The sequence below is a fragment of the Collinsella sp. LCP19S3_A7 genome, from assembly GCF_052121995.1.
In the GTDB taxonomy this organism is placed as follows: Bacteria; Actinomycetota; Coriobacteriia; order Coriobacteriales; family Coriobacteriaceae; genus Collinsella.
The window spans coordinates 92951-118283 of sequence record NZ_JBQKDE010000003.1 but is presented as its reverse complement, the minus strand read 5'-3'; the positions used below and the strand labels follow the sequence as shown (position 1 = coordinate 118283).

The 25333-nt window shown below is 61.6% G+C and carries 22 protein-coding genes and 1 tRNA gene; 18 read left to right on the top strand and 5 right to left on the bottom strand.

The window, feature by feature from the left end; all coding sequences use genetic code 11:
• Window positions 1–102: 102 nt before the first annotated feature.
• From aroC to aroF, 5 genes are read right to left on the bottom strand one after another with little or no spacing between them, the layout of a single operon-like run.
• Window positions 103–1200, bottom strand: a complete 1098-nt coding sequence (aroC, locus tag ACTQV3_RS02710; RefSeq protein ID WP_441067806.1) for a chorismate synthase — start codon at window positions 1198–1200, stop codon at window positions 103–105.
• A 1-nt stretch (window position 1201) separates the two neighbouring features.
• Window positions 1202–2521, bottom strand: a complete 1320-nt coding sequence (gene aroA, locus ACTQV3_RS02705; RefSeq protein WP_441535787.1) for a 3-phosphoshikimate 1-carboxyvinyltransferase — start codon at window positions 2519–2521, stop codon at window positions 1202–1204.
• Window positions 2515–3621: a 3-dehydroquinate synthase gene (gene aroB / locus ACTQV3_RS02700; protein WP_441067802.1), complete on the bottom strand. Its 1107-nt coding sequence runs from the start codon at window positions 3619–3621 to the stop codon at window positions 2515–2517. Before aroB ends, aroA begins: the two co-directional genes overlap by 7 nt.
• A gap of 36 nt (window positions 3622–3657) precedes the next feature.
• Window positions 3658–4572, bottom strand: coding sequence for a prephenate dehydrogenase (locus ACTQV3_RS02695; RefSeq protein WP_441067800.1), 915 nt, complete (start codon window positions 4570–4572; stop codon window positions 3658–3660).
• A gap of 3 nt (window positions 4573–4575) precedes the next feature.
• On the bottom strand, window positions 4576–5598 hold the full coding sequence (gene aroF, locus ACTQV3_RS02690) for a 3-deoxy-7-phosphoheptulonate synthase (protein ID WP_441067798.1): 1023 nt from the start codon (window positions 5596–5598) through the stop codon (window positions 4576–4578).
• A 203-nt stretch (window positions 5599–5801) separates the two neighbouring features.
• Here aroF and ACTQV3_RS02685 point away from each other — a divergent pair.
• The 18 genes from ACTQV3_RS02685 (at window position 5802) to yqeK (ending at window position 25315) form a co-directional block, all read left to right on the top strand.
• A tRNA-Arg gene (locus tag ACTQV3_RS02685) sits at window positions 5802–5878 on the top strand.
• Window positions 5879–5954: 76 nt separating this feature from the next.
• Window positions 5955–8672: an HAD-IC family P-type ATPase gene (locus ACTQV3_RS02680; RefSeq protein ID WP_441067796.1), complete on the top strand. Its 2718-nt coding sequence runs from the start codon at window positions 5955–5957 to the stop codon at window positions 8670–8672.
• Between the two features lie 215 nt (window positions 8673–8887).
• Window positions 8888–10042: a zinc ribbon domain-containing protein gene (locus tag ACTQV3_RS02675; RefSeq protein WP_441067794.1), complete on the top strand. Its 1155-nt coding sequence runs from the start codon at window positions 8888–8890 to the stop codon at window positions 10040–10042.
• A 105-nt stretch (window positions 10043–10147) separates the two neighbouring features.
• Entirely contained in the window at window positions 10148–10690 is a 543-nt protein-coding gene (locus tag ACTQV3_RS02670; protein WP_154516178.1) for a peptidylprolyl isomerase, read from the top strand.
• 12 nt (window positions 10691–10702) lie between these two features.
• On the top strand, window positions 10703–12007 hold the full coding sequence (locus ACTQV3_RS02665; protein ID WP_441067792.1) for a tetratricopeptide repeat protein: 1305 nt from the start codon (window positions 10703–10705) through the stop codon (window positions 12005–12007).
• A gap of 127 nt (window positions 12008–12134) precedes the next feature.
• Window positions 12135–13166 (top strand): rod shape-determining protein, encoded by a 1032-nt coding sequence (locus ACTQV3_RS02660; RefSeq protein WP_006236061.1) that lies wholly within the window; start codon window positions 12135–12137, stop codon window positions 13164–13166.
• Window positions 13167–13244: 78 nt separating this feature from the next.
• Entirely contained in the window at window positions 13245–14186 is a 942-nt protein-coding gene (gene mreC / locus ACTQV3_RS02655) for a rod shape-determining protein MreC (RefSeq protein ID WP_154516181.1), read from the top strand.
• A 12-nt stretch (window positions 14187–14198) separates the two neighbouring features.
• Window positions 14199–14765: a hypothetical protein gene (locus ACTQV3_RS02650; protein WP_441067790.1), complete on the top strand. Its 567-nt coding sequence runs from the start codon at window positions 14199–14201 to the stop codon at window positions 14763–14765.
• 13 nt (window positions 14766–14778) lie between these two features.
• Window positions 14779–16848 (top strand): penicillin-binding protein 2, encoded by a 2070-nt coding sequence (gene mrdA / locus ACTQV3_RS02645; RefSeq protein ID WP_441067788.1) that lies wholly within the window; start codon window positions 14779–14781, stop codon window positions 16846–16848.
• 9 nt (window positions 16849–16857) lie between these two features.
• Window positions 16858–18084, top strand: a complete 1227-nt coding sequence (locus tag ACTQV3_RS02640; RefSeq protein WP_154516190.1) for an FtsW/RodA/SpoVE family cell cycle protein — start codon at window positions 16858–16860, stop codon at window positions 18082–18084.
• An 18-nt stretch (window positions 18085–18102) separates the two neighbouring features.
• Window positions 18103–19032: a YcjF family protein gene (locus ACTQV3_RS02635; RefSeq protein ID WP_427718704.1), complete on the top strand. Its 930-nt coding sequence runs from the start codon at window positions 18103–18105 to the stop codon at window positions 19030–19032.
• 9 nt (window positions 19033–19041) lie between these two features.
• Window positions 19042–20919: a TIGR03960 family B12-binding radical SAM protein gene (locus ACTQV3_RS02630; RefSeq protein ID WP_441535788.1), complete on the top strand. Its 1878-nt coding sequence runs from the start codon at window positions 19042–19044 to the stop codon at window positions 20917–20919.
• Window positions 20916–21728, top strand: a complete 813-nt coding sequence (locus ACTQV3_RS02625; RefSeq protein WP_441067784.1) for a TIGR03936 family radical SAM-associated protein — start codon at window positions 20916–20918, stop codon at window positions 21726–21728. The genes ACTQV3_RS02630 and ACTQV3_RS02625 overlap by 4 nt, the downstream gene beginning before the upstream one ends.
• A 67-nt stretch (window positions 21729–21795) precedes the next feature.
• The gene (rplU, locus tag ACTQV3_RS02620; RefSeq protein WP_035138585.1) at window positions 21796–22170 is read left to right on the top strand and encodes a 50S ribosomal protein L21; all 375 of its coding nucleotides are present in this window, start codon (window positions 21796–21798) and stop codon (window positions 22168–22170) included.
• 33 nt (window positions 22171–22203) lie between these two features.
• Entirely contained in the window at window positions 22204–22461 is a 258-nt protein-coding gene (rpmA, locus tag ACTQV3_RS02615) for a 50S ribosomal protein L27 (RefSeq protein ID WP_154516202.1), read from the top strand.
• A gap of 85 nt (window positions 22462–22546) precedes the next feature.
• On the top strand, window positions 22547–24013 hold the full coding sequence (obgE, locus tag ACTQV3_RS02610; protein ID WP_441067782.1) for a GTPase ObgE: 1467 nt from the start codon (window positions 22547–22549) through the stop codon (window positions 24011–24013).
• 3 nt (window positions 24014–24016) lie between these two features.
• Window positions 24017–24694 carry a nicotinate-nucleotide adenylyltransferase gene (gene nadD / locus ACTQV3_RS02605; RefSeq protein WP_441067780.1) on the top strand — a complete coding sequence of 226 codons (678 nt, stop codon included), beginning with the start codon at window positions 24017–24019 and terminating at the stop codon, window positions 24692–24694.
• Window positions 24695–24781: 87 nt separating this feature from the next.
• Window positions 24782–25315 (top strand): bis(5'-nucleosyl)-tetraphosphatase (symmetrical) YqeK, encoded by a 534-nt coding sequence (gene yqeK, locus ACTQV3_RS02600; protein ID WP_427718844.1) that lies wholly within the window; start codon window positions 24782–24784, stop codon window positions 25313–25315.
• Window positions 25316–25333: the final 18 nt, after the last annotated feature.

Genomic DNA, 25333 nt, shown 5'->3' with positions numbered 1-25333 from the left:
TGACTGGTGGCGAATCGATGGGTGCCGGGGCAAATACTCACTGGCATATGGGGGTAGCTAAAAAAGCCCCGTCCCAAATTAACTACCCTCGGGGTGGGCGGGCTAGCGTTGGGCCGCGTCCTCGAGGAGGGCGTCCCAGATGGCCAGCGCTGCGGCTGCCTCGGCTACGGGGACGGCGCGCGGGACGATGCAGGGATCATGGCGGCCGTGGACCGAGAGTTCGGCATTTTCCATGGCGTCCATGTCCACGGTCTGCTGCTCGCGACCGATGGAGGGCGTCGGCTTTACGGCCATCCGCCACATGACGGGTGCGCCGGTGGAGATGCCGCCCAGGATGCCGCCAGCGTTGTTGGACTCGACCGCAATCTCGCCGGTCTCGGCATCAACGCGATACGGGTCGTTGTTCTCGCTGCCGCGTATGGCGGCCACGGCAAAGCCCATGCCAAACTCCACGCCCTTTACGGCGGGGATGCCAAAGGCGATCTGAGCGATGCGGTTCTCGATGCCGTCGAACATGGGGTCGCCGATGCCCGCAGGCAGGCCGTAGATGCCGCACTCCACGATGCCGCCGATGCTATCGAGCTCATCGCGTGCGGCGAGAATTTCCTCGCGCATGCGACCGGCAGCAGCAGCGTCAATGCAGGGCAGGTCGTTCGTAAGGATCGCCTTGCGGTCGGCCTCGCGATAGACCATGTCGTCCATGGGCAGGTCGGAGATGCCGCCGATCTGTGCGACGTGCGCCATCACCTTGATGCCGCGGGCCTCAAGCGCCTGCAGCGCGATGCCGCCGGCGATGCATAGGGGGGCCGTTAAGCGGCCGGAAAAATGCCCGCCGCCGGCGACATCGTGCATGTTGTGGTACTTCACGCGCGCGGGGTAGTCCGCATGGCCCGGACGGGGCTTGCGGCGCAACTCGGAATAGTCCTTGGAGCGCGTGTTGGTGTTCTCGATAATCGCGGCTATAGGTGCGCCGGTGGTGTGCCCATCGACCACACCGGCAATGATGTGCGCGGCGTCGGCCTCGCGGCGCTTGGTCGCGGTCTCGTCGCGACCGGGGGCGCGACGATCGAGGAAGGCCTGCAGCTGCTCCTGGTCAACGGCGATACCTGCCGGAATGCCGTCGAGCGAGCAGCCGATGGCGGGGGAGTGCGACTGGCCGAAGATGCTTAAGTGCAAAACGTTGCCAAAGGTCGAGGACATGCTATTCCTCCTCGAGCGTGACCTTGCCGCCCAGCAGGCGATAGTGGTCAAAGAAATCGGGATAGGACTTATTGACGGCCTCGGCACCGTGGATCACAACTTCGCCGGTGGCACGGCTCGCGGCGATAGCGGCCATCATGGCGATACGATGGTCGTTGTGCGAATCGACCTCGCCGCCGGTAAAGGCATCGACACCCTTGATGATGAGGTCGTCGCCGGCAATGCGCACCTGTGCGCCCAGCGCGGTGAGCTCGCGGGTGGTAGTGGCAAGACGGTCGGATTCTTTGATGCGCAGGCGGGCACAATCGCGGATGAACGTGCGGCCTTGTGCCAGCGATGCCACGGCCGAGATAACGGGTACCAGGTCGGGAATGTCGTGGGCACTCATCTCAAAGCCGGCGAGCTTGTCGGACTGCACGGTGGCGGCGTTGGTGGAGCGCACGATGCGGGCACCAAAGCGCGAAAGTGCGGCGAGCACGTTGCGGTCGCCCTGCGCGGAGCTCAGTGATACGCCTTCCACAGTGATGGGGTCGGAGCCGATGGCGCCGGCACACAGCCAAAAGGCGGCGTTGGACCAGTCGCCCTCGACAGCCACGCTGCCGGGCGTGCGGTACGAGCCGCTACTTACGCGGAAGTTTGTAACCTCGGGCTTGCCATTCTTGGCGGGGATGCGCTCGACGTTGACCTCGACGCCGAAGGCCTTCATGGCCTGGATCGTCAGGTTGATGTAGGGGCGGCTCTCGATGAGCCCGGTCACCTGCACACAGGAGGGCTGCGCCAGCAGCGGGGCTGCCAACAGTAGACCGGAGATGTACTGTGAGCTCACATTGCCCGGCAGGATAAACGTGCCCGGGCGCATGCGGCCACTTGTCTTGAGCGGAAAGCCGCCCAGGCCCTGCAGGTCGCAGCCGGCGGCGATGATCTCGTCCGAGAGCGGGGAGAGCGGGCGGGCGCCCAGACGGCCCTGGCCCACAAACGTGGCCTCTGCCCCCAGCGCGCAGGCGACGGGCAGCATAAAGCGGAGCGTGGAGCCGCTCTCGCCGCAGTCGAGTGTGCCGCCGGCAAGTGCCTTGAGCAGGCCGAACTCAACACTCTTCATAGTGGGATGGACTTGGAAGCCATCCTCGACGGTCTCGATGCGGGCGCCGAGCGCCGTGAGGCAGCGCACCGTGGCCTCGATATCGGCGCAGGTGGTGTTGCAGGTCACATGCGCCTCTCCGTTGGCAAGGGCGGCGCAGATGATCAGGCGGTGTGCCATCGACTTGGACGCGATGGCGGGGACGGTGCCCTTGAGTGGGGACGGAGTGATGCGGGCTAGCATGCGGAAGCGTCTCCCTTCTGGCCGAGGCCCTCGGCAATTAAATCATGGAAGGTGGAAAGCGGCGTGCGGTCGATGCTGCAGCGGCCAATGTCGTGCGGAATTACCAAGTCGATGGTGTCACCGGCTCGTTTTTTGTCGTGCAGCGCCTCGGCAAAGACGGCGTCGGCGGAAAGCTCGCAGCGGGTCTTAAGGCCGTGGCGGGCGCAGAGCTCCTCGATGCGGCCGGGCAGCGCGGCGTCGCAGATGCCATGAAGCGCTGCGGCGCGCGTGATGATGCCCATGCCGATCGACACGCAGTTGCCATGTCCCAGCTCAAAGTGCTCGCAGGCCTCGACGGCGTGTCCGGCGCTGTGTCCAAAGTTGAGGAGCTTGCGCTGGTTGGTCTCGCGCTCATCTGCGACAACCACGGCGCGTTTAATGTCGATATTGCGGGCGATGATGAGCGCCACGCGGGCCACGTCCCGGTTGAGGAGCTCCAGCGTGAGCGGGGTCTTCTCCAACTCGGTGAAAAGCTCGGGGTCGGCGATCACGGCGTGTTTGACGACCTCTCCGCAGCCGTCGGCGAACTGCTCGGGCGTGAGGGTGGCGAGACACCCCACGTCGGCAATAACCACACTCGGCTGCCAAAAGGCGCCGGCCAGGTTTTTGCCGGCTGCTAGGTCGATGGCCGTCTTGCCGCCCACCGACGAGTCCACCATGGCGAGCAGGCTCGTGGGGATCTGCACAAACTTGCAGCCGCGCATGTAGGTAGCGGCCACAAAGCCAGCCACGTCGCCTACAACGCCGCCGCCGAGTGCCACGATCACGTCGGAGCGCGAGAGCTCGTGCTCGGCCACAAACTCCAAGATGTTGATGTAGGTCTCGGCGCGCTTGTGGGCCTCGCCGGCCTCGAAGGTGCAGACACTCACCGTATAGCCCGCAGCCTCCAGGCTCTGCTTGACGGGCATCTGGTAGAGCGGACCCACGTTGGTGTCCGTCACGATGACGGCTTTGGTACCGCCGGCGGTGGCGCGGACGAGCGGGCCCGCCTGCTCCAGCAAAAACGTGCCGACGTGCACCTGGTAGGGGCGTGCGGTGTCGATATCGATGGTAATCGCCATAAGCTTTGGTCCTTTCGACCTGGCGTGATAGGTGGTCTAGTGGGTGGCCTCGTCGTCGAGCGCGCGCTTAATGCGGTCGCCTTCGGCAAGGAGATTCTCAAGATAACGCTGGTCGCGGTCCTTGAGCGCACGGCTGTAGGCGCCGAGTGCCTCGATCAGGTGGTCGATCTCGAAGGCGAGTGCGTCGGCGTCGTCGATCATGAGCTCCGACCACATCTGGGGGTTGAGGTGCGCCACGCGGGTAAGGTCGCGGTAGCTACCGGCCGAAAAACCGTGGTGAACCTGGGCAGTCGGGCTTTTGACGTAGGCGTTTGAGACGACGTGCGCGAGCTGGCTCGTAAAGGCGATCACGCGGTCGTGCTCGGCGGCGGTAGTCACGCTGAACTTGCCAAACCCTAAGGGACGCACCATCTCGCGCACCTGGCCTAAAAGCTCCAGCTTGAGCGCATCGTCCACCGCGGGCGGCACGAGCACGAGTGGCGCGCCCTGGAACAGGTCGGCACGGGAGTGCGCGTAGCCCGAGTACTGGGTGCCCGCCATGGGGTGCGCGCCCACAAAGTAAAACCCGTACTCGCGGGCAAGCTCAAAGGCACGCTCGCACACGATGCCCTTCACGCCCACGGTGTCAATTACCACGGGCCCCATGATGGCCTCGGTATCGGTGGCGTCGGCGAGTGCCTGGGCGTGCGCCTCGAGCCATTCGATGCAGGCCTCGGGGTAACAGGCCAGCACGATGATGTCGCACTCGCCGAGCGTCTCGTCGTTGAGCTCGCCGGCGACGGTGCCCATGCTGGCGGCCGTCATGACGTCATCGTCGGGGTCCCAGGCCAGCACACGGACCCCCGCCTGCGCATAGCCGCGGGCAAAGCTGCCGCCGATGAGGCCCAGGCCCACAACGCCGGCGCATTTGGGGCCGCCCTGGTTAACGCGTGCGTTTCTCACCGTACCCATGGGCTACTCCATGGTCTCTTGGCAGACGACCTCGCGGATGGCGCGGATACGGCGCATGGTGTCGTCGAACTGGTCGGGGGTGAGGGCCTGGGCGCCGTCGGACCACGCGCGGCTGGGCTCGTCGTGGACCTCGATCTCCAGACCGTTGGCGCCGCAGGCGGTCGCGGCGAGCGCCATGGGTTCAACGTAGCGGGTGTAGCCGGTGGCGTGGCTGGGGTCGGCCACGACGGGCAGGTGCGACAGGTGGTGTAGCACCGGCACGGCGTTGAGGTCGAAGGTGTTACGGGTGCGGGTCTCGAAGGTGCGAATGCCGCGCTCGCACAGGATAACGTTGTCGTTGCCCTCGCTCATGATGTACTCGGCAGCCATGAGCAGCTCGTCGATCGTGCCGGACATGCCGCGCTTGAGCAGAATCGGGGTCTGGGTCTTGCCGACCTCCTTGAGCAGGGGGAAGTTCTGCGCGTTGCGGGCGCCAATCTGCATGACGTCAATCTTCTTATCCAAGAAGACCTGCACGTCGCGCGGGTCCATGATCTCGGTGACGATCGGCATGTCGAGCTCGGCCGATGCCTCGCATAGCAGGTCCAGGCCGGCGGGGCCCATGCCCTGGTAGGAGTAAGGGGAGGTGCGGGGCTTGTAGGCGCCGCCGCGCAGCATGGTGGCGCCGGCGGCCTTTACGCGGCGTGCGATGCGAATGAGGTTTTCGCCCTCGACGGAACAGGGTCCGGCGATGACCTGGAACTGGTCGCCGCCGATCTTGATGCCGTGGCCGCAGTCGATGACGGAGTCCTCGGGGTGGAACTTGCGGTTGGCACGCTTGAACGGCTCGGAGACGCGCTGCACACGCTCGACGACGTCCATGGACTCGAGCAGGAACGGGTCGATCTTGGTCGTATCGCCCACCAGGCCGATGATGGTCTCGTTCTCGCCGCGCGACACGTCGGTTTTGAGACCCTTCTTCTCAATCCAGCTGACGATGTGGCCGATGGCCTCATCGCTGGCGCTCTGCTTTAAAATTGCAATCATGGTGTGCCTCTCACCTCGATGGATAACCCTTGCAAAAACGGCCCGCAGTGCGAGCCGTATCATATGGTGCATGAGAGTTTATACTAATTATTTCACTTTTGCGTCCTAAAGTGAGCCGTTGCGCTTCGTCTCCCACGTAATTGCAGAGCTTTTTCTGTTATGTTGTTAGCTCGTGGCGCACTTGGGTATAATGCCAACCGTTGGCCCTATTAGCTCAGGGGATTAGAGCGTCTGCCTCCGGAGCAGAAGGCCGTTGGTTCGAATCCAACATGGGGCACCATCGAACGTAAGACCGTCCGAACCTCGCATGGTCCGGGCGGTTTTTCTTATACCGACGCGACGTGATAGGACGTGGTATGGCAACGACGGATATCGAGCGCGGACTTTCGACCGCCGAGGTCGAGGAGCGCATTGCCGCCGGCAAGATCAACCGCAACATGGAGCTCAAGACCAAATCGGTTCGTGAGCTTATCATCGAAAATCTCTGCACGCTGTTCAATCTGATCAACGTGATTTTAGCGATTTTGGTCATTATGACCGGATCGTTTAAGAACCTGACGTTCCTGTTCGTGGTGTTCCTCAATACCGCCATTGGCGTTATCCAGTCCATGCGCTCCAAGAAGATGGTCGACAAGCTCACGCTCCTCACTTCTAAGAAGGCCATCGCGGTGCGCGACGGCGCCGAGGTGGAGCTCGACTTGGACCAGATCGTGCTCGACGACATCATTCGTCTGGGGCGCGGGGACCAGATACCTGCCGACGCCGTGGTGGTATCGGGCGAGGCGCTCGTTAACGAAAGTCTGCTGACGGGCGAGAGCGACCTTATTAAGAAGCTACCTGGTTCCGAGCTCATGAGCGGCAGCTTTATCGACTCGGGTCTGTTGCGTGCCCGCGTGGTCCATGTTGGTGCGGATAACTATGTGGCCAAGATCAACAACGAGGCCAAGTACGTCAAAAAGGTCAATTCCGAGATCATGAACGCGCTCAACGCCATCGTGCGCTTTGCGAGCGTCATTATGATTCCGCTTGGTCTGGCTCTGTTCGCCTCGAGTGTAAGTGGGTTGTGGGACGCCGCGGGCACGCCGGGCGATAGCGCGCTTTCGTGGTGCTTTTCCGAGCTGCTGGCCGGTCGCGTGCCTTCGTCGGCGCTGCTGTCCACGGTGGGCGCTCTTTTGGGCATGATTCCGCAGGGCCTGGTGCTGCTGACCTCGTCGGTGCTTGCCATCGCCACGGTGCGCCTGGCGCGCCGCAAGGTACTCGCGCAACAGCTCTATTGCATCGAGACGCTCGCGCGCGTCGACGTGCTGTGCCTGGACAAGACGGGCACCATCACGTCGGGTCGCATGGAGGTCGAGGGCACTTATCCGTTGCCCGTTGAGGGTGTGGGCTTGGCCCCGGACGAGGCACCTGTCCCCGTCGATACTACCGTGCTCGATTTTGCGCTTGCCAATGTCGCGCGCGCGACCTCGGCTGATGCCAATGAGACCTGCCAGGCGCTGCTCAACTACTACGCCGACCGCCCGGTCGAGGTGTCCGAGCCGCTGTCGGTCATTCCGTTTTCGTCCTCCAAAAAGTGGAGCGGCGCCTCGTTTGCGCAGGGCTCCTATGTGATGGGCGCGGCGCAATTTGTGCTTTCGGAGCGTATCTTTGCGCAGGTCGAAAATCGTGTGGCCGAGCTTGCCGACACCTGCCGCGTGCTCGTGGTGGCCCGTGTGGACGGCTTTACGCCCGATGGCGATATGGTGGGCGAGGCCGAGCCCGTGGGCTTTGTGACCATTCGCGATGAGATTCGCACTTCGGCCGCCGAGACCATCGGCTACTTTAACGAGCAGGGTGTGACCCTTAACGTGATCAGTGGCGACGACCCGCGCACGGTGTCGTCGATCGCGCGCGTGGTGGGCGTGCCGGGGGCCGATGCCTACGTCGACGCCACGACGCTCGATACGCCGTCCAAGATTGATTCGGCGGTGGACCGCTATCACGTCTTTGGCCGCGTGACCCCGCAGCAGAAGCGCGAGCTCGTGCAGGCGCTCAAACGTCGCGGCCATACCGTTGCCATGACGGGTGACGGCGTCAACGATGTGCTGGCACTCAAGGAGGCGGACTGCTCCGTGGCCATGGCCGCCGGTTCCGACGCCGCACGCAACGTGGCCGAGATCGTGCTGGTCGATAACGACTTTGCCTCGATGCCCGCCGTGGTGGCCGAGGGCCGTCGCTCCATCAACAACCTGCAGCGTTCGGCGTCGCTGTTCCTGACCAAGACGCTGTTTTCGATGGGCCTGGCGGCGCTATGCATCGCGCTGCCGCCGTATCCCTTTGAGCCAATCCAGATGACGCTCATCAACTTCTTCTGCATCGGCGCGCCGGGCTTTGTGCTGGGCCTTGAGCCCAACAATGCCCGCGTGAAGGGGTCGTTCTTAACCAACGTACTCAAGCGTGCGTTGCCGGCATCGGTTGCAGTCATTTTGGCCGCGGCGCTCGATATCTTTGTGGCGCGCGTGTTTGGCTTTAGCCAGCTCACGCTGTCGACGATGTGCCTTCTCACGTCGTGCGCAGCAAGCGTGAGCCTGATCTGGCGTATCTCGCAGCCGCTCACACCCTTGCGCGTGATGCTCTTTGTATTTGTCGTCGTCGGCATCTTGGTGGGCGTTATCGGATTCCCCGAGCTGCTGTCTATCGCCAACTTGTCGATGGGCGAGGCAATTATCCTTCTGGTGATTGTGGTCTTTACTTGCAGCGTGTTCTTTAAACTCGCCACGATGATGGATTCGCTTAAGCCGCGTCGCCGCCATGCCGCCACTGGCTTTGGCCGCGGCGTGCGCGTTCGCTTGGGCCGCGGTGGCGGCAAAGTGAGCTCGACGGGCTCGACGGCCGAGCGTTTTGCCAAGCGCGTCGCCGCCGACATGGCGCAGCGCCGCGAGGAGCGTACGACACGCGAGGCCGAGGCCCGAGCGCTCGAGGGCGTGGAAAAGACCCAGCCCAAGAAAAAGAAGGGCGCGGGCGTCAAGCGCTCGCGTGTGACCAAGTCCGCCCAGGGCATTAAGGTTTCGATGCCGAGCAAAAAGAAGAAGTAACCGCACCTCACAGGGTAGCTAATTTGGGACGGGGCTTTTTTAGCTACCCGGCTGATGACGCGATCTATTTGGCCGATTGGCGGCCAGGGCAGCTAAAAAAGCCCCGTCCCAAATTAGCTACCCTGCGATGTTGAATTGGTGCCCTGTGCCTTTAGGGGCGTAGCGATGTTATGCTCTAACCTCGATGGTTCGAATGATTCCGAAAAGAGGATGCCGTGATTTGCCCACATTGTCTCAAGACCATAGAGGACGGCTCCTCGTTCTGCCCCTATTGCAATACCTATGTTGGCCCGGGCGATGGCCCCGAGCACACCGAGTTTGTGTTCTGCGAAGGCTGCGGTGCCCGTCTGTCGCCGCATGACCGTACCTGTTCCAAGTGCGGGCGCCCTGCCCCGGGCATTCTCTCCGAGGATGCGGCAGCATCCGACCTGGCTGCTGGGCGCACGGCTGGTTTTCCCCGCCTGACGCAGGAGCAGATCGATACCGAGGTGCCCCATGCGCCGGCCTCTGCCGCCGCGGTACTTTCCGATGCCGCCGATCCCAATGAGACCTGCGTGCTGCCGGCTTTCGACAAGGATTTTGGCATTCCCAAGGTCGATATCCCGCTGCCGGTGTCCCTTCGTGACGACGCTCAGTCCAAAAATCAAAAACCCAAGCGCAAGGTGCATCCGGACGAGGATGCCTACCACAAGCACAAGCGCCGTATTCCCAAGCCGCTCATCGTCATCGCGTTGCTCGCTGCCGTGTGCGGCAGTGCCTATTGGTTTGTGACGTCGGACCCCATGGGCGTTATGCCGGGCTTTTACGACCAGTTTGGCCAGGCCGCCAAGACGACGTTCCCCTCACGCCAGAAGGGCGAGGCTACCGAGGAAGAGACCAAGTCCGACGATACCGCCGAGGTGGTCCAGGAGGAGACCGTCCTTTCCGACGACCAGCTCTATACCAAGCTCGACGGTCTGTATCGGACGATCGTGTCGTATGGCGACGATGATCAGATCGGCGAGGTTGTCGACTCGTTTAACAGCGGGTACCTGCGCACGCCGCTCTCCACGCGTCAGGAGCTGTCGCAGAGCGCTTATGCCCTGCGCGACCATATCAAAAATACCCAAGACGAGCTCAACAACCTTAAGGTGCAAGATGATACCGTCTACGCAGAGGATATCGAGCACCTCAAGCAGCTTGCCGAGTGGATGTACGAGCGCGTCGACATGATCTGCCAGAGCTGGGATATCTCGCTGTCCATTCCCGATGGCGAGTCGCTGAGCGCTCGCCAGAGTGAAATCTTGGCGCCCATCGCACAGGGCGGCAACAGCGCCCTTAACCAGTACGATGCCAATGTGAGCGCCTGGAAGCCGCAGCCGCGTTCGTAATTTGTTGCCCTCCGACGGCATAACCTGCGTGCGCAATTGATGGAAGCCCGTGCTTATTGCTACAATTTGTACAAATATGCTTTAAACGCACGAGGAAGGAACCACATGTTTGGTTTTAAGAAAGAGCTTTATACGCCCGAGTACCAGCTCGCTGGTGACGAGTGTGCGATCATCGAGACGTCGAAGGGTACGATCAAGGTCAAGTTTGACGGCGAGGGTGCTCCCATCCATGTGGCGAACTTCTGCGAGCTTTCCACCATGGGCTTTTATGACGGCCTTAAGTTTCACCGCTATGTGCCCGGCTTTGTGATCCAGGGCGGCGACCCCAATACCCGCGATATGTCCGGCGCTGACGTCGCCGCCGGCCTTGAGGGCCCCGACGGTATGCCCGGCACCGGTGGCCCCGGCTACTGCATCAAGGGAGAGTTTGCCACCAACCCGCGCAACAGCCATGTGGACGGTGCGCTTGCCATGGCACGTTCCATGGATCCCGATTCCGCGGGCTCCCAGTTCTACTTCTGCCTGGGAGCCCAGCACAATCTGGATTCCGGTTACACCGTCTTTGGCACCACGGTCGAGGGCCTCGACGTGATTTCGCAGCTGCGTGCCGGCGACGAGATCGTCCATGTCGAGATCGTTCACGAGTAAAAGGGGGCTTCCTTGAATAGCCAGCTGATTCAACAGGGTCGAGCCGCTTATCGTGCGGGCGACTTTTCTGCAGCCGCTCAGATGCTCGGTGCGGCAAAGACCCCCAGCGAGATCATGGGCGAGGCCGACCATCTGCGTGGCAACGCTCTGATGCACCTGGGTATGTATGCCGAGGCTGCCGAGGCGTACGCGGCTGCCCTCAACGACGGCACCTATGGAAAGCGCGGCGCGCTGCTCACCAACCGCGGCAAGGCGCTCGCTGCCGTGGGTGACTATGTGACCGCAGCCCAGGCGTTCTCCGCCGCAACGCAGGATGCTTCCTATGCCACGCCGTTTAAGGCCTATCTGGGTCTTGGCAACGCGCTGTTCCAGTCGGGCGATTTCGCCAATGCAGGCACTGCCTTCCGCCAGGCCGCCATCGATGGCGCCAATCCAGCCCCCGCGGCCGCCCTTGGCGAACTCGGCCGCTGCTTCATCAAACTTGGCCGACCGGCGGACGCCGTGGAGACCTATCGCACCGCTATCGACTTTGCCGGTCCGCGCGATGACACGCGTGCGCTTAACGCGGGTATGGGCGAGGCGCTTTCTGCCGCGGGTCGTCCTTCCGAGGCGCTCGATGCCTTTAATGCCGCCACCGCCGACGGCATCTATCAGCTCACGCCCGAGCAGGCCGATGAGCTCGCGCGCGTGCACGATTCGCTCGCTGCGCTTTCGGCCCAGACCGCCATGGCCACGGCCCCGGCGCCCGCCATGGATACGACTGCTGTCGATCCGCTCGATCCCACGGGTGCCACTGGCCAGTTTATGCCCGATCCGTCCGACACGGGCTTCTTTACGCTGTCCGAGTCCGAGATGGTCCAGCAGGATCGTCAGGACCGCAAGCAGGCCAAGGTCCGTCGTCGCCATCGCCATACGGGCCTCAAGGTCTTCCTGGTTTTGCTTCTGCTGATTGTTCTTGCCGCGGGCGGTTTGGGCTTTGCCTACACGCGCGGCATGGGTATTCCCTCGCAGGAGTCCGTCATCACCGATCTGTTCCAGGCTGCCGGCGACGGTGATACCGCCAAGGCCGAGTCCTGCCTGGCCTCCAGCCTGTCCGAGGACGCCAAGGCGATGATTATCTCCTCGATCCCGCAGGGCGCCACCGTCTCCGTTGAAGGTATGGACCAGTCCATGACCGAGACCACCGCGAAGGTGAAGGCTTCGCTGTCCAAGGGCGGCGAGCAGGAATATACCGTCAAATTCGTGCGCTCCGACAACCATATCGGCTGGGCGGTATCTTCGCTCGACATCGATTTCTCGGCCGCTGACAACCAGTAGTGACCTTATGAGATTTGGCGCTGCCCGGTGCTTCACCGCAAGTGAGGTGCCGGGCTTGCGCTAGTATGATGGGCTAGTAGTTTTCCAGCAATCATCCAACACATCAGGAGTTGCGTTGTTTTCTTTGATGGACATGTTCTTCGGTAGCTATGCGGGCGATCTAGCCATCGACCTCGGCACCGCCAATACGCTTGTCTCTGTGCGCGGCAAGGGCATCGTCATTCGCGAGCCTTCCGTCGTCGCTATCGACAAAAACGATGAGCGCATCCTTGCAGTCGGTATCGAGGCTAAGCGTATGCTTGGCCGTACGCCCGGCAACATTGTGGCCGTGCGTCCTCTTAAGGATGGCGTCATCGCCGACTTCGATGTCACCGAGGCCATGCTTCGCTACTTTATCGATAAGGCTTCCGAGAAGCGCTATCCGTGGACCCCTCGTCCGCGCGTCGTCGTATGCGTTCCCTCTGGTGTCACGTCGGTGGAGAAGCGCGCCGTGTTCGAGGCTACGATCCAGGCTGGCGCTCGCCAGGCCTATCTGATCGAGGAGCCCATGGCCGCGGCTATCGGTGCTGACTTGCCTGTCGAGGAGCCGACCGGCTCCATGGTCATTGATATCGGCGGCGGCACCACCGAGGTTGCCGTTATCGCCATGGGCGGTATCGTCGTGTCGCAGTCCATCCGTATTGCCGGCGACGAGTTCGATCAGGCTATCCTCACGCATGTTCGCGATGCCTACAATTTGGCCATCGGCGAGCGCACGGCCGAGGACATTAAGATTAAGGTCGGCTCTGCCGTGCCGCTCAAGGACGAGCTTGACGTCGAGGTCAATGGCCGCGACGTGATCACGGGCCTGCCCAAGACCGTGCGCATCGAGAGCGAGGAGATTCGTCGTGCGCTCAATAAGCCGCTCGACGAGATGGCCAAGGCCGTCAAGGACGCACTCGACGCCACGCCGCCCGATCTTGCCTCGGATCTTATGTACTACGGCATTCTGTTGACCGGCGGCGGAGCGTTGCTGCGCGGCCTCGACGTGCGCCTGCGCGACGAGACAGGCGTTTCGGTCAACGTGAGCCCCACGGCGCTCGACAACGTCGTAAACGGTTGTGCCCGCGTGCTCGAGGCCAACGCGTTTGATGGCGGTTTCGTCCAGACCAATGCTTAATTTCCAAAAGGTGGATTCCATTTGGCACGATCTTCGGGTTTCTCTTCAAATCTGAATACCAAACGACAATCAACGGGTATGCGCCCGTTGATTGTTTTCAGCCTGATTTCTGTGTTGCTGCTCACGTTTTACATTCGAGAGGGCGAGGCCGGGCCGATACATGCCGTGCGTTCGGGCGTCACGACAATCACCTCTCCGGTGCGTTTCGTTGGCTCGGCGGTGGCGGCGCCATTCAATGCCATCGGCAACGTGTTCTCCAACCTCACCGCTTCGCAGGAGTCGCTCGACGACCTTAAGAAGCAAAACGAGGTTCTCACTTCCAAGGTCGCGGAGCTTTCCGAGGCCCAAAAGACCGCTGAGCGCCTTGAGGGTCTTGTGGGCCTGCAGTCGACCTATAACCTCAAGTCCACTGCGGCTCGTATTGTCGGAGCCTCGGGTGACGCCTGGACGTCGACCGTCACCATCGATAAGGGTTCTGCCGACGGGCTTACCATCAACATGCCCGTGACGAGCTCGGCCGGCGTCATCGGCCAGATTATCGAGGTTTCGGCCAAGACATCGACCGTGCGCCTGATTGGAGACGAGAACTCTGGTGTGTCCGCCATGGTGCAGGACACGCGCGCACAAGGCATGCTACAGGGCCAGCCCGATGGCACGTTGCGTCTTGAGTACGTGAGCGTCGACTCCGATGTTAAGGTGGGCGATATCATCGTTACCTCGGGCATCGGTGGCGTGTTCCCCAAGGGACTGCCGCTCGGCACCGTGTCTTCGGTCGAGAAGTCGGCTAACGACGTGTACTACACCATTGTGGTGCGTGCGCAGACCACGGCCGAAAATAACGAGGAAGTGCTCGTCATCACCTCGCTCACCGACGAGCAGTCGGCTTCGGACGATGATGTGAGCTCGGCCAATAGTGCCCCGCAGGGCTCGTCGCGCGATGCTGCGACTCAGTCTAAGGACGAGAAATCGGATGATGATTCCGACACGGCCGAAGCGTCCGATTCTGGATCGAGCGAATAGGGAGGCATGTCCATGGATCTACACGAGCAGGGGACTGGCTCCCGTGCCTTTGCAATCGCCGCTATCGTCTGCGTGCTGCTGCAGGCGGGACTGGCACCGCAAATCTCCATCGCGGGCGGCCGCGTCAACTTTATGATCATCTTGGTGTGTCTGAGCGTGTTTTCGGGCGACCCTACGCGTGCCGTCGTGTGCGGCTTTTGCAGCGGTCTGTTTTACGACCTTTCCGCCGCCGTGCCGGTGGGCGTTATGTCGCTGCTGCTGACCGTGGGCAGTTTTGCTTTGGTGCACAGCGCGGCTGGTCAGACGGGCGGCTTGCCGAGCGCGCGCGGCGTTACCGTGGGCGCCTTTGCGCTTGCCATCAACGTGGTCTACAGCATCATCTTGCTGTTTATGGGTCTGGAGACGAGCTTTGTGGTGGCCATCTTTGGGCACGCTCTGCCGTCCTCGATCCTGACGGGCTTGATTGCCATTCCGTTTTTGATGTCCGGCGCCGCTCCGCAGTCTGGCTATGGGTTCTCCGCGCGCGGTGGGCGTCAGACGGGCATGCGCTTTAAGCCCAAGACCCGTAAGCTCAAATAGGGGAGGCCTATAGATGTCTTCCCAGTTGACGGTTGTTGTCGCCGGTATCGCGCTGGTCGTGGCCATTGTGGTCGCGCTGGTCATCATGCGCCGCGGCGACTCCCGCTTTACCTACGACACACAGCACGGAACGGCCCCGCGCGCCACCGAGGGCGAGGGCAATACGGCCGCCACGGCCTTCAAGGGCCGTTTTTCCATCCTCACCACGGGCGTGGGTGCCATGTTTGCCGCGCTTGCCGTTAAGCTGTGGGGCATGCAGATGGTCTCGTCGGACTACTACGACAAGCAGGCCAAGAGCAATCAGACCCGTACCGTTACCACGCCGGCCGTGCGTGGCCGCATCTTGGACCGCAACGGCGTCGCACTGGTGCAAAACCGCCCCTCGCTCGCCGTCGTCGCCTATCGCGATCTTGCCGACGACAAGGTGCTGGTGCGTCATCTTGCCAACGTGCTCGGCATGCCGTATGTCGCGGTGCTGCGCAACATCCAGGACAATTCCGAGGGCGCGCAGAGCCTGCATACGATCGCGACTGACGTGCGCCGCTCTACCGTCGCCTACATTCAGGAGCACGCCGGTGAGTTTCCCGGCGTGAAGATCGCTGAGCGCACCGAGCGCCAGTACCCGTATGGCGAGACCGCCTGCCATATTTTGGGCTATACCGGTACCATTACCTCCGAGCAGCTCGAGGCGCAGAACAAGAAGTCGTCGGACGGCAACGAAAGCGCGGCTGGCCAGATCTCGTATCAATCGGGCGATATTGTGGGTCAGGCGGGCGTAGAGGTTTACTACGAAAATCTGCTGCAGGGCATTCGCGGTGAGCAGACCGTGAAAGTTGACGCCTCGGGTAACGTTACCGGTCAAGCCGGCGCCGTTCCCGCCAAGGCCGGTTCTGACATTAAGCTTACGCTCGATCTTAAGATTCAACAGGCCTGCGAGACGGCTCTGGCGAATGCCATTGAGCTTGCTAAGACTACGGGCCATAGCAATGCCGGCAACGGTGCCGTGGTGTGCCTTGACCCCAACAATGGCGAGATCTTGGGCATGGCAAGCGAACCCAAGTTTGATCCTTCTGTCTTTATCGGCGGCGTTTCCAATGACGTGTGGACCGAGCTTAACGATGACGAGGGCTCGCATCCGCTGCTCAACCGCGCCATTAGCGGCCAGTACATGTCCGCCTCGACCATCAAACCCCTCTCGGCGTTGGCTGGCCTCGAATTTGGCACGTACACTTCGAGTCAAACGACCAACTGCACGGGATATTGGACCGGCTTGGGCAAATCTTGGGGAAAGTACTGCTGGCTGCACTCCGGCCACGGCACGATGACGCTGCAGTCCGGTATCGCCAACTCCTGCGACCCCGTGTTCTACGATATGGGCAAGGCCTTTTTCTACAACGACCAGCATCCCGAAGGCCTGCAAGAGGTCTTTCGCCGTTGGGGCCTGGGCAAGACCTGCGGCATCGACCTGCCGAGTGAGGGTGCGGGCCGCATTCCCGATGCCGAGTGGAAAGAGTCGTACTTTACCGACGCCTCGGCCGAGGACCGCAAGTGGAATGCCGGCGATATGACCAACATCGCCATCGGCCAGGGCGACATTCTGGTGACACCGCTGCAGATGGCCTGCGCCTACATGGGTATTGCCAACGGCGGCAAACAGTATGTGCCGCATGTGTTCTTGTCTGCTGTCTCGCGTGATGGCGACGGCGATGCCTACAAGTACAACGGCAAGGGCAAAAAGAAGCGCCTTGAGGCCCAAATTAACAACGATGCCGATCTTGCGCTGGTCCGCAACGGCATGCACGATGTGATTTACTCGGCGTCGACTTCGACCGCCGCGCACTTTAACTCCCTGACCCCTACGGTCTACGGCAAGTCCGGCACGGGCGAGAAGAGCGGCGAGGATGATTACGCGTGGTTTTGCGCCTACGCGCCGGCCGATGACCCCAAGTACGTGATCGCCACTGTCTTGGAACAGGGCGGCGGCGGCTCCGATACCGCGCTGCACGTTGTGCGCGATGTCCTCGGTGCGATTTATGACGAGCCCGACACGTCGACGGCCACGGGCGATTCCTCGGTTCGATAGGAGGTTGCGATGGACTTTTCGCCGGCGGACCTGTTCCGCTCAACCAAAACCGGCTCTCGCAGCAGCCTGGACCGCGTCAACAAGCAGATTTCCGCATCGCGCGGAACGTTTCGCCAAAAGGTGCACGTCGGCGTGCTGTTGGCGACTGTGGCGCTCGTCACCTATGGCGCCATTATTATCTGGTCCGCCTCGCAGTTTAAAGCCGATGCCTCGTTCTCACGTCACCTGCTGGGTATCGGTATTGGCGCGGTGCTGGCGGTGCTCGTCTGGCGCACCGACCTGCGCGGCATTTCCAACTTTTCGACGGCCCTGCTCGTCATCGATCTCATCGTGATCTTCTCGCCTAAGATTCCGGGCCTGTCCTACACGGGCGGCTTGGGAATGACGGGTTGGATCAAGATTCCCGGCATCGGTTTAACATTCCAGCCCGTTGAGCTTGCCAAGCTCATCACCATCTTCTTTATGGCCACGCTTGGCTCGCAGTACAACGGGCGCATCGATACCGCTCGCGACTACATTAAGCTCTGCGGCATGCTGTCCGTTCCGTTTTTGGCCGTTGTCGCCATGGGCGATTTGGGTTCGGGTCTGGTCGTGCTGGTGTCGGGCGCCATCGTCATCTGCATGAGCGGTGCGCGCCGCGAATGGGTGCTGTCGACTTTGGCTCTGCTCGTGGGTTTGGTGGCGCTCGTCCTGGCGCTCGATTCGGTCTTCGATTCGCTGCTCGGTCACGATGTGCTCATTAAGCAGTACCAGATGAATCGTCTGACGGTCTTTATCGACCCCGACAACGCCGATTCGGACGATGCGTACAACCTGCAGCAGTCGTTGATCGCGGTCGGCTCGGGCGGTTTCTTTGGTAAGGGGCTGGGGCATGCGACGCAGTCGGCCGGCGGCTTTCTGCCCGAGTTCCATACCGACTTCGTCTTCGCCTTTTTGTCAGAGACGTTCGGCTTCTGCGGTTCCTTTTTGTTACTGTGCCTGTACGTGCTGCTCATCTTCTCGACGATTCGCGTCGCCTTTAAGTGCGAGTCTCTGTTTCTACGCTTGTCATGCGTGGGTATTGTCGGCATGTGGGCATTTCAGACGTTCGAGAACATCGGCATGTGCATTGGCATGATGCCGATTACCGGTATTCCGCTGCCGTTCATTAGCTTCGGTTCGTCGTCGATGATGATCCAGTTGTTGACGGTGGGTATCGTACAATCCATATGGCGGCATCGTTCGGGCGCCGCGTAACCGCTGGAGGGGTTTGCCATGAAGATTCCCGTGGAAAAGCTGACTCGCGCTTTTAAAATGGGCGCGACCACCAAGAGGGATTCCGATACGCCGGTGCGCGTTTCGGTCTACCTGGATTCGACCGCCTCGCGTTTTTTGGTCGAGACGGTGCGCGATGCCTTTGTGCCGCAGACGACGTCGGGTATTGTCCGCGTTGAGCGTCTGGGTGAGGAGCGTATCGTCCCCAAGACCGATACCGACGTGGTGCTGGTGCTTTCGTGCGGATCTGAGCGCCTTGAGAGTGCTGTACAGGAGCTCGTCATTGCCGGCGCGCCCGTGTGCGTGCTGGCCGAGTCCGCTGTCGAGGTGCCTTTTATCCAGGAGTCCACGCCCATGCTTGGCGTGGTAGCGGCCACCGATAAGACGTATCTGCTCGAGACACTCGCCCGCTGGATCCTGGACCGCACGGAAAAGGAGACGGCCTTTGCGGCGAACTTTGCCTTTATGCGCATCGCCGCCGCCAACCGCATCATCACCTCGTGCGCGCTTACCAATATGGCGACGGGCGCGCTGGTGTTTTTGCCGGGGGCCGATTATCCCGTTATGGCGCTGGCACAGGTTGGCATGCTCTTTGAGCTTGCGGCCATCTTTGGGCGCGGCATTAAGCCCGAGCGCGGCTACGAGGTCGCGGGCGTGCTTGCCGGCGGCTTGGTAATGCGCGCCGTCACTCGCGCCCTGGTAAAGCAGACGCCGCATATTGGGTTTGCCGTCAAGGCACTCTCCGCCGCCGTCGGCACCTATGGCATGGGTCGTGCGCTCGTGTCTCTCTACGAGCGCGATATCGACTACAGCCGTGCCAACGAGGTGGTTGCCGCCACGTTCTCGCGCGTCCGCGACCTGGTGACCACGGTTGCCGGCGCTACCCGTCCCATGAATCCTTTTGAGGATGCATCCGATCTCGCTGCTTAGGGGTTTCTTTTGCGCGTTCCATACCAAGACTGTTTTCATTTGATCGAGCCGCTGCTCGCGAAGGTCGAAAAGCCGAGTCGCTATATCGACCACGAGTGGGGTACGCTCTCCAAGGCCGATGCCGACTATCGTTGCTGCATGATTTACCCGGACGTGTACGAGGTCGGCCTGCCCAACCAGGGTATCGCCATCCTGTACAACATCCTTAACCAGGCCGAGGGCATCTCCTGTGAGCGCGGTTATGTGCCGTGGCCCGATATGGGCGATGCCATGCGCGAGGCCGGTATCCCGCTGCTGTCGCTCGAGGGCGCAGCGCCCGTGGCCTCGTTTGATATCGTCGGTATGCACGTGCCGCACGAGATGGCCGTGACAAACTTTCTCGAGGCGCTCGACCTCGCCGGCATTCCGCTGCTGGCTGTTGACCGCACCGAGGACGATCCCATCGTCGTCGCCGGCGGACCTTCGGTTTATAACCCCGAGCCGTATGCGGCCTTCTTCGATGCCATCCTGATTGGCGAGGGTGAGGAGTCGCTGCTCGAGATCTGCCAGTTGCATCGCCGCCTGCGTGACGAGGGCGTCCCGCGCGCCCAGATTGTCGAGCGGCTCGCGACCGTCTCCGGTACCTACGTGCCGTCGCTGTACGAGGTGCGCTATGACGAACCCTGCTCACCGCACGGCTACACCGTGCCGCGTGAGGGTAAGGACGTCCCGCCGGTGGTCTACAAGCGCGTCGTCGAGGACTTTGGCGCTACTAATCCGCTGTCGCAGTCGTGCGTGCCCTATGCGCAGCTCGTTCACGATCGCCTGTCTATCGAGATCCTGCGCGGCTGCGCTCGCGGCTGCCGTTTTTGCCAGGCCGGCATGACGTATCGCCCGGTACGCGAGCGTTCGGCAGACCAGATCGTGTCCTCGGTGATCCAGGGCCTGGAAAAGACCGGCTATGACGAGGTGTCGCTTACCTCGCTTTCGACCACCGACCACTCCTGCATCCGCGACGTGCTTGGCAGGCTCAACCGCCGCCTGGAAGATACGGGCATTCGCGTGTCCATTCCCTCGCAGCGCCTGGATTCGTTTGGCGTGGATATGGCCGAGTCGGTCGCCGGCGAAAAGAAGGGCGGCCTGACGTTTGCCCCCGAGGCCGGTAGCCAGCGTATGCGCGACATCATCAACAAGAATGTGACCGAGGAGGACGTGGACCGCGCGGCCAAGGCGGCCTTCGAGGCCGGCTGGAACCGCATGAAGCTCTACTTTATGATGGGTCTTCCCGGTGAGCGCGATGAGGATATCGTGGCCATCGCCAACCTGGCCGACCATGTGCTCGAGCTCGGCCGCTCCGTGGTACCCAAGGCGCGCCGCGGCTCCATCTCGGTGTCCATCTCGGTGTCGGTGTTTATTCCCAAGGCCGCCACGCCTTTCCAATGGTGCCCGCAGCTCGATTACGACGACGTCAAACGCCGTCAGAAGCTCCTCATTACGAGTGTTCGCAACCGTGCGGTCCGCGTGCACTACCACGATGCCGAGACCTCGCTTATCGAGGCGGCGCTGTCTCGTGCAGGCCGCGACATGACGCCTGTCATCATCGATGCCTGGCGTGCCGGTTCGCGTTTTGACGCCTGGGTGGAGCATTTCTCGCTCGATAACTGGAAGGAGGCCGCGGCCAAAAACGGCATCGACCTCAACGAGCTCGTGCACCTGCCCTACGAGCTGGACTGGCATCTGCCCTGGGAGCACGTGAGCCCCGGCTGCTCGCGTGGCTTCCTCGAGCGCGAGTACCGTCGCTCGCTGGAGGGTGTCACGACCCCCGACTGCACCCGCACGTCGTGCACCGGCTGCGGAATCTGCCCCACGCTCCACGCCAAGAACGTATTGATGGGTGATCGCGCATGAGTGAGCGCTTGACCGACAACCCCACGCTCTTTAGGCTTCGCGTTCGCTACGGCAAGCGCGACCGCCTTAAGTACCTGGGCCATTTGGAACTAATCCATACCATTGAGCGTATCGTGCGTCGCGCGGGTCTGCCTTATGCCGTGACGCAGGGCTTCTCGCCGCACATGCGCGTGGGCTTTTCGTCGGCGCTGCCCGTGGGCACGTCGTCAACCTGCGAGTGGTATGACCTGTTTATGACCGAGTTCGTCGCGCTCGACGAGGCCTTTGGGCGCCTGGCCGCGGCATCTCCGGCCGATTTGGCGCCCATCGAGGCCGCCTACATCGACGTGCGCACGCCGGCGCTCACGGCCCAGCTCACGCGCCTGTCGTACCGCATCGACCTGCACCTGGACCCTGAGTCACCCGTGAGCGCCGATGAGGTGCGTGCCGCGATTGACACGTTGCGTGCGGCCCACGGCATCGATTATGCGCGCGGCAAAAAGAGCAAGCGCCTGGACTTGGACCATACGCTCGTGGGCTACGAGCTTAAGGCGGGGGAGCGCCCGGACCATCTGGTGCTCATGCTCGACACCCATGCCGACAACGAGGGCTCCATGCGTCCGGAAATTTTGCTTTCTGCTGCTGATGTTTTGTTGCAGGGCTTGACCCCGGGCGTCGATGCACCTATTGTTTCCACCGGTATGCAAGACCTCGTGACCATCTGCTCCTACGATGTCGAGCGTCAGAATCAAGCATGCGAAGACGACGAGGGCCGACTCGTCAGCCCCATACCTGTGCGAACTTGTGGATTTGCTCCACATACTCGTTGACGGGGGTATTATCGCCTGCTACTATATTCAGCTGTTGCACTAACTGATGCATGAAGGGCAAGTAAACATGTACGCAATCGTTAACACGGGCGGCAAGCAGTACAAGGTCGCCACCGACGATGTCATCACCGTCGAGAAGATCGAGGGCAATGAGGGCGACAAGGTCACCCTGCCGGTCATCTTCCTCAACGATGGTAAGAAGATCGTCACCGATCCCGACAAGCTGGCCAAGGCCAAGGTTACCGCTCAGATCGTTGAGCAGTTCAAGGGCGAGAAGCAGCTGGTCTTCAAGTTCCACAAGCGTAAGCGCTATCGTCGTCTGAAGGGTCACCGTCAGCAGCTCACCAAGCTGAAGATCGTGAAGGTTCAGGCTACCTCCCGCGCCAAGAAGGCTGTCAAGGCAGAGGCTGAGGCTGTTGCCGAGGCTCCCGTCGCCGAGTAGATTACACTCGTAACGAAAGAGTAGGTATACACAATGGCACACAAAAAAGGACTCGGTTCCTCCCGTAATGGCCGTGACTCCCGCGGTCAGCGCCTTGGCACGAAGCGCTTCGCCGGCCAGACGGTAACCACGGGCACGATTCTCGTCCGTCAGCATGGCACGCACATCCACCCGGGTGCGAACGTTGGCCGTGGCAAGGACGACACACTGTTCGCGCTGGTCGACGGTACCGTTGAGTTCCACAAGGGTATCAAGCACAGGGTCAGCGTACGCCCGCTCGCGAACGCGTAATTCACCCTTCATAGAGCACATATGTGGGAGGCACTTGAGTTTTAGGATTCAAGGGTCTCCCTCTTTTTTGTAGGAGGCGATTCTGTTGTCACAGTTCACCGATATCAGCCGCATTAACGTTTGCGGCGGCGACGGCGGAGCCGGATGCATGTCGTTTAGGCGCGAGGCATTTGTTCCCAAGGGCGGCCCTGATGGCGGCGACGGCGGTCGTGGCGGCAATGTCGTCATCCAGGCCGATGCTCAGCTGTCTTCGCTGATCGATTACCGCTTTAAGCATCACTTCCGTGCCGAGCGCGGCACGCACGGCCAGGGTGCCCGTCGCAATGGCAAGAGCGGCGAGGACCTGATTTTGAAAGTTCCCATGGGCACCGTAGTCCGCGAGCTCGATCCCGAGACGCAGACCCCGATGTTCGAGATTGCCGACCTGGTGCACGATGGCGAGCGCGTTGTCGTGGCGCCCGGTGGGGCCGGCGGTCTGGGCAACACCCACTTTGTGACGTCGGTGCGCCGCGCGCCCGCGTTTGCCCAGCTGGGTGAGCCTGCCGAGGAGCACTGGATCGAGCTCGAGATGAAACTTATGGCCGATGCCGCGCTCGTGGGCTTTCCCTCGGTGGGCAAGTCCTCGCTCATCGCGCGTATGAGTGCCGCCCGTCCCAAGATTGCCGACTACCCGTTTACCACGCTCGTGCCCAATCTGGGCATGGTGCGTGCCGGCGAATATTCTTACGTCGTTGCCGACGTCCCCGGTCTCATCGAGGGTGCGAGTGAAGGCAAGGGCCTGGGTCACCAGTTCCTGCGCCATATTGAGCGCACTGCTTTGATCATGCACGTTGTCGATATGACGGGCGGTTTTGAGGATCGCGATCCGGTTGAGGACTATCGCATCATTAACCGTGAGCTCGAGCAGTATGGTGCCGAGCTCTCGGAGCGTCCGCAGATCGTCGTCGCCAACAAGTGCGATGCGCCGGGCACGGCCGACAAGATTGCCGACCTTAAGCGCGCGGCGCTCGACGACGGCCATATGTTCTTTGCCGTTTCCGCCGTTACGGGTGCCGGCCTCAACACGCTGATGCTTGCCGTGGGCGAGCAGGTGGCTAAGCTCCGCGCGGAGCTTGCGGTCTCTGATGAGCCGGTCGATCTGCGCGACGAGGAGTGGGAGCGTCGCCGTCTGCAGCGCGAGAAGCGCTTCCGCATTGTTGAGGAAGAGCCCGGTGCTTTCCGCGTGGTCGGTCGCGCGATCGAGCGCATGGTTATCCAGACCGACTGGGAAAATGAGGAAGCTGTCATCTACCTGCAGCATAAGTTTGCGCGCATGGGTGTCGACGACGCGCTCGAGAAGGCCGGTTGCCGTGCGGGCGACGAGGTTCGCATTTGCCAGCGCGCCTTTGACTTTGAGGGCGCCGAGGACTTCTTGGAGTTCGAGGACGAGCTCGAGGATGCAGGCGTTGAGGTTATTGACGTAGCGGCCGAGGGTGCGGACGTGGCTCATGTCACCGAGGGCTCCGAAGGCGCTACCGAAGTCGACGTTATTGAGACCCCGGAGGGCGAGTAAGCCATGTCGCTGCGCGGTGGAATCGGATTGCCTGAGCTGCCCATCAAGGATGGGCACGAGTTTCGGCTTGGCATTATGGGCGGCACCTTTGACCCGATTCATTACGGGCACTTGGTTACCGCCGAGCAGGCTCGCGAGTCGCTCGACTTGGACGCTGTGCTTTTTATGCCGGCCGGCTCTCCTGCCTTTAAGCTCGACAAACCGGTGACGCCTGCTGAGGACCGTTATGCCATGACGGTCCTCGCGACTGCCGCGAACCCGGCCTTTTTGGCAAGCCGCTTCGAGATCGATCGTGCCGGTGTCACCTATACAGCCGATACGCTGCGTGCCCTTCGCGAGTATTACCCACCACAGGTGAAGCTTTACTTTATTACGGGTGCCGATGCGATTATCGATATTGTGACCTGGCACAATGCTCACGAGATTGCCGAACTGGCAACCTTTATCGCTGCGACACGCCCCGGCTTTGACATCGATACGGCCCGGTCGAGGATTAAGGAATCGGGGCTGCCATTCGATGTGCGCTATATTCAGATTCCGGCGCTGGCGATTAGCTCGACCAACATTCGCAAGCGGGTTGCCCGCGGCATGAGCGTGCGCTATCTTACGAGCGAGTCCGTGCTCGGCTATATCCGTAAACGCGGCCTGTATGCCGATCTTGGGCAAGACGATTTTGATTGACGGGGGGAAACGTTGTCGGTAGAAGATCAGTTTGAGGGCGACGAGCGCGCGCTCTTGACGCGTATCCACGAGTTGCTCGATGTGCGCATGAAGGATAAGCGTAAGCGCTACGTGCATTCGCTCGGGGTTGCCGAGACGGCGCTGCACCTAGCCGAGGTATACGGTGTCGACCGCTTTGATGCCGCTGCCGCCGGCCTGATCCATGACTGGGACAAAGTGCTCTCCGACGACGAGCTGGTCACGCGCGCTCTGCATTATGGCATTAAGATTGCCGGCTCTCCGTCTGCCGCGACGCCGCTTTTGCATGGCCCGGTTGCCGCCTATGAGCTTCCGCAACTTTTTCCCGAGCTGTCGCCGGCGGTCTTTCAGGCTGTCGACCGTCACACCGTGGGCGCTTGCGACATGACGCCGCTCGATATGGTGGTCTTTGTGGCCGATGCCATCGAACCCAACCGCCACGGCGATTATGCCCATGCGCTGCGCAAGATGGTGGGGAAGTCCTCGCTCGACGAGTTGTTCTTCTCCTGTTTTGCGCAGGGTCTGGTCTATGTGATCCAGTCCGGGCGCTATCTTTATCCCACGGCTATTACGATTTACAACCATTACGCCCAGCTGCGCTAGCTCGGGTGCGTCTAGAAA